This window comes from Candidatus Chromulinivoraceae bacterium (assembly GCA_035478595.1).
In the GTDB taxonomy this organism is placed as follows: domain Bacteria; phylum Patescibacteriota; class Saccharimonadia; order Saccharimonadales; family Saccharimonadaceae; genus CAMLKC01.
The window spans coordinates 70,585-80,603 of sequence record DATIJL010000001.1; the positions used below are offsets into that span (position 1 = coordinate 70,585).

At 43.8% G+C, this 10,019-nt stretch carries 14 protein-coding genes and 2 tRNA genes; 3 read left to right on the forward strand and 13 right to left on the reverse strand.

Annotation, left to right across the window (positions count from 1 at the left end; all coding sequences use genetic code 11):
* Positions 1-53: 53 nt before the first annotated feature.
* The 6 genes from VLG36_00375 to VLG36_00400 all read right to left on the reverse strand — a co-directional run bounded on the left by VLG36_00375 (position 54) and on the right by VLG36_00400 (position 2,719).
* Positions 54-212: a hypothetical protein gene (locus tag VLG36_00375; GenBank protein ID HSW77237.1), complete on the reverse strand. Its 159-nt coding sequence runs from the start codon at positions 210-212 to the stop codon at positions 54-56.
* 5 nt (positions 213-217) lie between these two features.
* A complete protein-coding gene (locus tag VLG36_00380) occupies positions 218-895 on the reverse strand; it encodes a KilA-N domain-containing protein (protein HSW77238.1) in 678 nt (225 codons plus the stop codon).
* A 224-nt stretch (positions 896-1,119) separates the two neighbouring features.
* Entirely contained in the window at positions 1,120-1,479 is a 360-nt protein-coding gene (locus VLG36_00385) for a type II toxin-antitoxin system VapC family toxin (GenBank protein HSW77239.1), read from the reverse strand.
* Positions 1,480-1,484: 5 nt separating this feature from the next.
* Positions 1,485-1,748, reverse strand: coding sequence for a hypothetical protein (locus VLG36_00390; GenBank protein HSW77240.1), 264 nt, complete (start codon positions 1,746-1,748; stop codon positions 1,485-1,487).
* A 153-nt stretch (positions 1,749-1,901) separates the two neighbouring features.
* Positions 1,902-2,579: a hypothetical protein gene (locus tag VLG36_00395; protein HSW77241.1), complete on the reverse strand. Its 678-nt coding sequence runs from the start codon at positions 2,577-2,579 to the stop codon at positions 1,902-1,904.
* A 47-nt stretch (positions 2,580-2,626) separates the two neighbouring features.
* Positions 2,627-2,719: transfer RNA gene (locus tag VLG36_00400), tRNA-Ser, on the reverse strand.
* A 143-nt stretch (positions 2,720-2,862) separates the two neighbouring features.
* Here VLG36_00400 and VLG36_00405 point away from each other — a divergent pair.
* Complete coding sequence (locus VLG36_00405; GenBank protein HSW77242.1) at positions 2,863-3,273, forward strand: hypothetical protein; 411 nt, start codon at positions 2,863-2,865, stop codon at positions 3,271-3,273.
* A 117-nt stretch (positions 3,274-3,390) separates the two neighbouring features.
* On the opposite strand, the gene VLG36_00410 is transcribed toward VLG36_00405, so the two are convergent.
* Positions 3,391-3,480: transfer RNA gene (locus VLG36_00410), tRNA-Ser, on the reverse strand.
* Between the two features lie 547 nt (positions 3,481-4,027).
* Here VLG36_00410 and VLG36_00415 point away from each other — a divergent pair.
* A complete protein-coding gene (locus VLG36_00415; protein HSW77243.1) occupies positions 4,028-4,507 on the forward strand; it encodes an Hsp20/alpha crystallin family protein in 480 nt (159 codons plus the stop codon).
* 116 nt (positions 4,508-4,623) lie between these two features.
* Here the strand turns inward: VLG36_00415 and VLG36_00420 are convergent, their stop codons facing one another.
* From VLG36_00420 to VLG36_00445, 6 genes are all read right to left on the reverse strand, one after another.
* The gene (locus VLG36_00420) at positions 4,624-5,049 is read right to left on the reverse strand and encodes a hypothetical protein (GenBank protein HSW77244.1); all 426 of its coding nucleotides are present in this window, start codon (positions 5,047-5,049) and stop codon (positions 4,624-4,626) included.
* A gap of 68 nt (positions 5,050-5,117) precedes the next feature.
* Positions 5,118-5,504 (reverse strand): hypothetical protein, encoded by a 387-nt coding sequence (locus VLG36_00425; GenBank protein HSW77245.1) that lies wholly within the window; start codon positions 5,502-5,504, stop codon positions 5,118-5,120.
* A 10-nt stretch (positions 5,505-5,514) separates the two neighbouring features.
* On the reverse strand, positions 5,515-5,886 hold the full coding sequence (locus VLG36_00430) for a pilin (GenBank protein ID HSW77246.1): 372 nt from the start codon (positions 5,884-5,886) through the stop codon (positions 5,515-5,517).
* Entirely contained in the window at positions 5,887-6,171 is a 285-nt protein-coding gene (locus VLG36_00435; protein ID HSW77247.1) for a hypothetical protein, read from the reverse strand.
* Between the two features lie 11 nt (positions 6,172-6,182).
* Positions 6,183-6,638 (reverse strand): pilin, encoded by a 456-nt coding sequence (locus VLG36_00440; protein HSW77248.1) that lies wholly within the window; start codon positions 6,636-6,638, stop codon positions 6,183-6,185.
* A gap of 12 nt (positions 6,639-6,650) precedes the next feature.
* Positions 6,651-7,049, reverse strand: a complete 399-nt coding sequence (locus VLG36_00445) for a hypothetical protein (protein HSW77249.1) — start codon at positions 7,047-7,049, stop codon at positions 6,651-6,653.
* A gap of 138 nt (positions 7,050-7,187) precedes the next feature.
* Between VLG36_00445 and VLG36_00450 the strand changes: the two genes are divergently transcribed.
* Complete coding sequence (locus VLG36_00450) at positions 7,188-9,824, forward strand: hypothetical protein (GenBank protein ID HSW77250.1); 2,637 nt, start codon at positions 7,188-7,190, stop codon at positions 9,822-9,824.
* The last annotated feature ends 195 nt before the right edge of the window (positions 9,825-10,019 follow it).

Below are 10,019 nucleotides of genomic sequence, written 5' to 3' on the forward strand. Positions count from 1 at the left end.
TACGAGGTTAGAAATACATTAACAGACATGTAATATCGTACTAACAGTCAACCTCATTCAATTGCTTTATTGTTTTGGTCATTTTCTGCGTCGTCAAGCTTAATTAGAGACTCGTACTGACGAATCGACTCTTTAGCCAGAGTATCCAAGCGCTCACTTTGAGAAATTTTTTGACCAATGAGAAAAGAATTTAAACTTTCTAAATTAGCCATAATAATTAGCTGCTGAGACGAAGCGTGATCTCTCTGATTCTTTGCCCTGTTGCTAATTTGGGGGTTGACTTACGCCATTCTGTCGCTGTTTGCCCAAATACCAATCGATTTAGCATGTCCGCTTCTGTAACATAAACGTACTGCTTTAACGCGCCTTCCCCAAGAGAGGGAAGTAAATGCTCTTTAATTGAATCTGTGTGAAGCTGATAATTAACCCTTGAAAGGTATCTTCGTGAATCCCATTCAATAAGTTGTTGTTCTTTTGCCTTTAATCTTTGGAATTCAGTTATTATCAACAACTTAAACTCTGGGCTAAGCCAGGTACCAAATTCGAAGGTTATGTCTTTATGGGCATAAGTTCCGCCGTAGCGGCCAGTTTTAGCTATAATACCCTTTGCGTTAGTAGCCGCAACCCACTCCTTGACAGAAATATTGAATCTATTAGCCCCTGCCTGATTTTTAATTCCCACGAATTCGTGGGAATTAAACTCTGGATTATTAAAACTCTCCCATACGCCTAAAAATTCAACCGTATTTTTATTACGCAGCCAACTCTCTACAGCACGTTCAGAGCCATAGCTTTTTGACATATCCGTAAGACATATGTAATCTTCTCCATTAATCTTTGTTACATTAACGTCATTTCCATTAATGTCCATCGATAAATTTGCTACTGGCGCCATAATAATCTTTCCTTATAAGCTAAGTGGTTGAAGTCTATTCACCTAATAGTAATCTTATCTGTTAATATTCTCAAGAGCCGGGCTTTATCACCCAATTGTTATCGATAGATGTTGTAAGTTAATACTATTAACTGAGAAACATAAACGCCATGACAGATCATAGCGTTTATGTTTGGCGGGGAATTGTCTACGAGGTTAGAACAATCATTGTAGCAGGTTAAGTTTTAATCCAAAGGGTTAACGAGCTTTAAATCTTCAATGTGACGAAAGTCATCGACATTTGCGGTCCAGAGTTCAAGATTATGCTCCAGTGCCGTGGCTGCTATAATCGAATCGCCCAGACTCATTCGTTTTGCCTGACGAAGTGTAATAGCGCGTTCAACAACAGAATCAGTAAGATCGAGATCGTAGGACTCACTAAATAATGCATTGAGCAACAATAGCTCATTAGCAGGTATGGTCGAGAATCCCAGTGCCTCAATTTTAGTTATACTCGCATGGGCGATGTCAATTTTAGCGACTAAATGGCGCGCAAGTGCACCATTTGCTAGATAAATGAATACGTTTGTATCAAGAATAATCATTTGAATTATTCCCTTCCTGGTAGAGAACGATCCTTGCGAACCTCGCGCTGCCAAGCGGCTGGATCCTCAATATCCTTATAAGCACCAATCTCTTGGAGCTGTTGGAGCAGACTCTGTACTCGTTCGTGATTTTGTTTTAGCTGTGGAGTTGGCAGCTGAATAGTAGCCTTCTGTCCCAACTCAAGCTGCGCATCATCTACATATTTTTTTGGCACACGAAGTGCATAAGAATTTCCTGTTTTTATAACCGTAGCAGTATAGTTACTCATAGTAGTTACTATTGTATATACTAATCACATTTGAGTCAAGTGCCTTTAACTAACCGCGAGACGACCGCTCTAGCTATCTTTCGTATTATAAACAAACAAAAATACCTTACTCTCGTAAAGTATTTGATTGGGGACTACTCAAAGGTCAGACGTCTACTGCAGCTTGATAATATTATGCACGATAGTACCGCCCTTAGAGAGTAGCCTATCTGTTGTAACTACTTCAAAACTCACAGGGTCGGACTCACCAAAATCATACCCGTGCATCTTCCTAATTGACTCTACTAGCTTGGAATCTGGTTTATCCTTAAAGCGAACGATGTTAGCGAATGTAGCGCCAGGCACTACCGCTCGTATCTCATCAGTGGTATCGTCCATAGCTAGGTAAGACTTCACACCCTTGATGATACTCACACGATACAGCTCTAACATGCTATTTGTATCATATACTTGTGCAAAGACTGTCGTAGGAAAGACTCCAATACCCTTAACTGAGAACTTCATATGAGGAAGATTTTCTATCTCGTCAGAGATACGCCGACCAAGCTTATCCCAATCAACATCTTTGTGATTTCCTAGTAGTTTATCCAAATTTATTAAGGTAAGATGAATGTCTTGAGTAGGATAGTGATAATCAAAAAGACCGATATCTTTACACTCATTGCTTATCGTTGTTGCTACATTGACGGGTAGTCGTATTATCGTAGTGATATGTCGAGAAGTTAGTTCCGAATCAGCGACCCCGTCTCCCGAGATAATCTGCGCGCTAAACCTATTCCAAAACTCAGAAAATATATTTTCTTGTTCTTCGATTGAATAATTGTGAGGCATACAGAAAGTATACCAAAAAGACGACCGTAACAGTCGTCTACTTGGCTTGGCGGAGGAGGGGAGATTCGAACTCCCGCTTCAGGTCTCCCCGAACTAACGATTTAGCAAACCGTCCCCTTCAGCCACTTGGGTACTCCTCCATGCCGGACTGAAAACTAGAAACGCGTACGACGTACGCCTCACTAGCTGACTCATTGTAGCACATTACAGAGGGGGGACATAGACTTTTTGATCATTTTTTGCTATAATCTATTTATATGGTCTAAAACCATGGGAGAAGATTATGATGCGTAAATTGACTGCCCTCATACCGACATTCAGTCTCGCGGTTGCCACTCTAGCAAGCCTTGTTTTCGCTCCTACAAGTTTTGCCTTTAGCCTTTCTATCATTGACGGCGCAAACTCAGCCCGTGGGGCAAACCAAGCAGTCGATCTTTTCGGAAGTGCTGGTATTTTTACAACAATAACCAACGTCATGCTTTTTGCCGTCGGAGCTATCTCTGTTATTATGATCGTCATTGGTGGTCTTCGCTATGTCGTCTCTGGTGGTAATTCGACCAACATTACCACAGCCAAAAACACGATTCTTTACGCCATTGTAGGTCTTATTATTGCCATTATGGCCTATGCGATCATCAACTTTGTCATTGGTAGCTTCGTTCCTGGCGTTGGGGGTGGTGGAACGAACGTTTAAATCAAGGAGTCACTGATCCTTCAGTAGACTTCTCGTGAATTGCACAATCTCTACTTTGACTAAACGTAGAACTCATGTTTGCCATAGAAAATACCCCCTAAACGGGGGTATTTTCTATGGCGGAGAGGGAGGGATTCGAACCCTCGGTGCCATTGCTGACACGACGGTTTTCAAGACCGTTCCCTTAAACCACTCGGGCACCTCTCCAAATGAGTGGCTGCAATCTATCCTAACAGATTGAGATCGATTAGTCGAGAGCTGATATGTAGGTATTTAACCCATGCCAGTAGTATGATCATTGACGAACATACAAATTAGCAGGGAACACATAGAACGCAAGAATGCCCGTTCGAGAGCTATTGAAAGTTCAGTCAAAACATGGTCTGCAGCATGGCTGTTGTAAAACTTATAACTACCGATTATTTTTTGCAGAAAAACAGGTCTTTCACCAACACCTGCAAGCCCTTTGTAAGGGTTACGCGAGTCGTATGGGTAAGCAAAAAACCGACTCAACTTGCGACAAACCGTGAATCTCTCAAAATTCCCACTAACGATGTTATATTTACAATTTTCATATAAAAATGACTCTATTTTCCATACTTGTAACAGAGGTGTGTACAGACTGTCGCAGCCAGTCTTCCAAACATTGTACTTTTTACGTTTTGCATTACCGTTTTGTTGATTATACGGTAAATGTTAGTTATAATGTGAAGGACGATTTGTCAATAGAGCCTAGAGAAAAGTGGAGGATATCATGGCCCGTAAACAAAATGATGATCTATTGATCGAAGATGAACTTGCTGCCGCGTTTTTGAACGACGATGAGCTCAGCCAAAGTCAGCAGGCAGCGCCGCAACCACAAGCACCTGTAGCTGATGAGAACGCCTGGGAAGAATCAGAAGATGATTTTCCTGGTCAACTCGCTGTCGATGTCTACGAAACCGACGTCAAACTTATCGTAAAAGCACGTACAGCAGGGGTAAATAAAGAAGACCTCGATGTCAGCATTAGTGATGGTATTTTAACCATCAGCGGCACGCTTTCAAGCGGCGATGACACCGATGCCATTAACTGGCATATCCAGGAATGCTACTGGGGGGAATTCAGTCGCACGCTAGCACTGCCCGTTCCAGTAAAAGAAGATGAGGTAGAGGCGGTCCTTAAAGACGGCGTTCTTACTATCAGTTTCAGCAAGATCAAACAAGAGCAAGCCAAGAAAATTACTATTCAGTAATAGTCGGGGTTTAAAAATAGAGACTCCCGTAAAAGGGAGTTTTTATTTTCGCTTCAAAACAAGCCATAAAAAATACAGCTTCATAACGAAGCTGTATTAAGATTCAATGTGTTTGTTTATTGGTTGGCTGCAAAGCTAGAGATGACAAAGTTAACCAATGCGTAAGCCAGGATGGCAACAACAATACCAACAATTGCATATAGAATTGTGTTTTTGGCGCTTGTAACCGCACTACTATCGCCACCTGATACAACGTAACGGATACCACCGATAATCAGCATAATAACTGAGATGGCACCAATAACGAAAAGAAGCACATTAGTAATGGTTTTGAAGACGCCGTTGCTACCAAAGAGGTCAGACTGTTGGTTTGCGCCCTGGGCACAGTTTGCACCTCCAGAAAGGCCACCGCTCGCATCTGTTGTACAGTTAGCGGCGTTAGCAACAGGGGCACTCACCACATTGGCAGCAGCAGTTACTCCGAGCGCAAGGGCCGGTACGATCAGCAACGCCTGCAGACTTTTTTTGATAATATTTTTCATTGTCATTCCTTTCTTAGGGATTTACTCTCTTTATTTTATATCAAAGAGGGTGATTTTTGTTAATACTTTTACTTGAACTGAGCTACAACGAAGTTTACGATCGCGTAGGCCATAATTGCAACTACGAGACCGATCACGGAATAGAGGATAGTATTCTTGGCACTCGTGATAGAGCTACTATCGCCATTCGACGTTGTGTACTTGATACCACCGATAACAATCATAACTACTGCAATCGCGCCAAGTAGGTACAAGAGAACGTTAATAATCGTCTTGATAGTACCTCCGAGCGAAGCAGCACCGCTGCCGCCGGCGGCATCAGACCCGCTGCCAATTTGACTCGCCGGGGATGGGGGTGGAGGTGGAGGTGGAGCAGCACCTACATATGATGTCGTGAGGGTCATAAAGCCAACAATGACAGCAATCGATGTAATGATAAGTTTTAGTTTTTTCATATTTTCTCCTTTAAAACCAACTAACAACAAAGTTTACGATCGAGTAAGCCATAATGGCAACGACTAACCCGATAACAGAATAGAGGATGGTATCCTTGGCAGATTTCACTGCACTAGCATCGCCATTCGACGTTGTGTAACGAATACCACCGATAACTATCATAATAACAGCAACCATACCAAGCACGTACAGTAGGATATTAATAACTGTCTTAATCATAGAGTTAAAACTATCACCAGTTGATTTACAAACCGCCGAAGTACTATTGCTGCTACATTGACTAAATACGTTTACCGCATACGTAGGCTGCGCCGGTAAAACGGCAGCTCCCACACCAGCTACGATACCGAACGCTGTAAGAAATTGTTTCCACTTTTTCATTTAAAATTTCCCCACTATAAATTGTGTTATAACAAACGCCATAATAATAATGATAATACCGATCACAGCACCGAGTATGGCATCTTTTCCTCGCTTAACATTACTCGCATTACCATCAGACGTCACATAAATATAGGCTCCGTAGATAATAACGATAACCGCCAAAACGCCAGCTGAGCTATATACAACGTTGAGAATATTATCAAGGGCACCCGAAGCACCTCCCTGGGGAACTGGGATATTAAGATCGCCAGCATTTAATGTCGCGCCGAGTTGACGAAACATATCCCAACTCATTATTTTATTGCTCCAGAGACGAGATTGACGATAGCAACAGAGAATATCGAAAGGATAAGACCAATAATTGCATCAGTCATCATCTTTTTCGCTTTTGCCACTTCGGCGGGCTCGCCAACACTTGTCATATATTTAAAACCCCCACGAATAATGAATCCGGCAGCTATATATCCTACAAGCTGTAGACACATTTCAATGATGTTAAGGACGATCGTCCAAATAAACGTAGATAATCCACCGGCATCTGTAGGACTTTTAATATTACAGCTTCCGTCTGTAAGACCTTTAAACCAAGCAGGAAACGTTAGAAGTGTATCCGAGCAGGTGCTAGTACCGCTATCGGTTGGTGGCGCTGGCGCAGCCGAAACGGTCATCGGCAGTACTATCACAAAAGTCACTCCCACTGAGACGGCAAAGATGAGTCCTGATAGCCAATTGTATATTTTTTTATTCATATAGTTCCTTTTTTATTGAAAAACTCCGCCTGGGACAAGGAAATTAAGGAGGAGATACATCGACGCATAGGCAATCACGCCAATGGCGACATTTCGAATAATATCTTTTGCTTTTTTAGTCTGCTCAGCGCTATCTGACGAACTTGCATACAGAATAGAAGCATAGACAATACCACCAACCGCAGCAATACCAACACCAGCGGTCAGTATTTTAAGGATAAACACGAGCAAGCCCCAAACACCTGTGTCTTGGGCATTTGAACTTTTACTCGCACCCTGCGAACACGAGATAATAGACGTTGTCGCGCCACCACACGTTGCTGCAGCTGCCGACCGTGAAATCACACCGCCAATACCCACAATCATACCGAGTGCAACAATGCTACCAACTATTGTTTGTTTTATCTTCATACCTGACTATAAAATACGATAAATAACCCGGAGGTGCAAGCCTCTAGCAACGCCAAGCATTTAATCGACACATAGCGTGTGTAATTTTTCTTGTTTTACATTGACTTTTATGGCATAAAATGTTACCATAACAGAGATATGTGGATGAAGCGAGGCGCTAGTCTGTTCAACAGACTTTCAATCCGGAAACTACTTCTCTTTGTGGCTGCCGTCAGTGTGGCTTCTTTCTCTTATACTTTTATTGCAGCTGTTCCAACCTATGCGGCGACGGATGTGATATGGAACGGAGATGCTCTCGTTTACAACCAGCAGCAATATAACAAACAACCGGATGCGCCGGCCGGTAATAGTATGGGGCTTCCTGTGGGAACGCATATTTATTCATACACCGAAGATCAGCAAGTGAACACGAATGGCGGTACGACACCTCCACAAAAGACCCATGTCATTTACTTCGACGTCAACGCCGACCCGACCAAGGCAACCTCGGCTAAGTACGTTGAATATAATTTTGTGCCTCCGGATCAATTTAGCAATCCAACCAGCCAACAGACGTTAAGCGTTAGCGTACCTTCCGCGAATAACAACAAGACAACGAGTTGTGCCGTCCAAGGAATTGGCTGGATTGTTTGTCCAGTCACCAACTTTCTCGCCAGTGCAATGGACTGGCTTTTCAGTGTCTTAAGTGGTTTTATGGTTGTTCGACCAGTACAGTCAAATTCGAATAACTCACTGTTTCGAGCCTGGCTTATGATGCGTGATTTTGCCAATGTCGCTTTTGTCATCGCCTTTATGGTCATCATCTACTCGCAGGTTACGAACTTCGGTATCTCAAACTATGGCATCAAAAAGATATTACCTCGTCTTATTGTGGCTGCCGTATTCGTGAACGTATCGTACTGGATCTGTGCAGTTGCAATCGATATTTCCAATATCCTTGGTTATTCTATTCAAGATATATTCATCGCAATGCGTAATAACCTTATTGGGAATGAGGGCAACGGCTGGCAGGTTTCAAGCTGGAGTAGTGTTACTGGCTTTGTACTTTCAGGTGGAACAGCACTCACGGCGCTAGGTATCGGTACATACACTGCACTTGGCGCCGGATTTGGAGCTATTTATATGCTTCTCCCAATACTGCTCGGCGTTTTACTTTCTGTACTTGTAGCCCTCCTTGTAATTGCCGCTCGCCAGGCTATTATTACTATATTAGTGATTGTGTCGCCGCTGGCGTTTGTAGCATACATCCTACCTAATACCGAAAAGTACTTTAAGAAGTGGCACGAACTCGGTATAACCATGTTAATTATGTTCCCGGCGTTCTCTGTAGTCTTTGGAGGCTCACAACTTGCGGGCGTTGCAATTATTCAGAATGCCACATCCATTACTATGATCATCCTTGGCATGGCTGTTCAGATCGCACCACTCGCTATCACACCATTATTACTACGCGTCAGTGGATCACTACTCGGTAAAGTTGCTGGTATCGTGAATAACCCTAAAAAGGGTATGGTTGATCGTACTCGCGGCTGGGCACAAAAACGCGGCGAAGACCAAAAGGCGCGCATGCTTGCGTCTAATCCATCTCGACGTAACGTTATGGCACGTGCAGCTAAATCTATCGACGCCCGTAACCGCAAGCGTGAAGGCTGGAGGAAGGCGAATGAAGCAACGGCCGAGGCTAACTGGGAGAACACCCATGCAGCACACCAAATCCACCAGGCTTCTATGCAGGCATCACTCCTTAAGAACGTAGGTGAAGCAACGGCTGAGGCTCAGTTTGAAGCCTCTAAACACACTAATGCCGCTATGCAAGATCTAGATATCCAAGCGCGAGCGGCTAAGCTTAAGGTTGACCTCTCTAAAGCAAAGGTTGATGCGAACTGGGAAGAGTTGCGAGCTGGCGAGGCTGATAATAGCATGGTCGCACCAGCCAACTTATCAGCCAGTGCACTCGCAAATTACGTGACCTCACGACGAGACCTTGCTCAGGAATTGCAACAGGAATCGTTTGCAACGCGTGCAGACACTCGACGTGCGGAAGCAGCTAAAGCATATCAGCTGCAGCACTACTCAGAAGAACTCCAAAATAATCCTAGCCTTCTCCAATACGCCGCAGGTATCGACACGGGTGGAGAAGCCAAGGTGGAAGCCGCTGCTATTAGTGAGATCACCAAATCTAACGAAGAGACTGTTAAAGCCGGTGTTATGCTTCTTAGGGATCGCGCTAACAAGGCCGGCGAAACTCCTAAGAATATCTCGGGGAAAATTGTCGAAGAGGCGATTGCAGGTACAAGTACATCTAGTGCTGCCGAGATTGAAGCAGCCTTTGATATGCAAGCTGACGACGGCCAGATTGTAAACCTCGAAAAGGCTCGCATGAGTAGCAATATAGACCAAACAATGCTTACCCGTGTCTTTGCTCGCAACGCTCCTACGCTTAAGACTAAGGGTGGTTTCCATTTGCAAAACATGGCACAAGCTGATCTTCAGTTCAAACCGATCAGTGTTATTAACGCCGCACGTGCAAAATCACTGGGAGATACCGCCGCAAGCAACATCAAGGATCTCAAGTACGCCTGGGTTAAGGAAGTGTCTGATAATATCAATGACATCATCAGTGCTGGAAATCCAGCGGATCTTGCGAAAGTACTTAACGGTGTCTCTCAGGCAGTCCATAATCCTCAGATTGCCGCCACAGTTACCGATCGTGCTGCCGAACTTAGGAGAATAGAACAAGCCCTCCTTGCACGTGGCTATACGCTACATCCTTAACCCCGCCTATCTTGACTTCTAAGCATTTGACGTTATAATACAACCATCACTTCGACGCTGCCCGCAACCCTCAACTGCGACAGCCAAACCATCTTGAGACAAAGAGCCGTTAGGCTCTTTTTTGTTTACCTTACTGTTCATGCTGCGTTGCCTCCTGTCGGTTTTCTAAATACACTTCTCTCGCTGTTCTGTAAC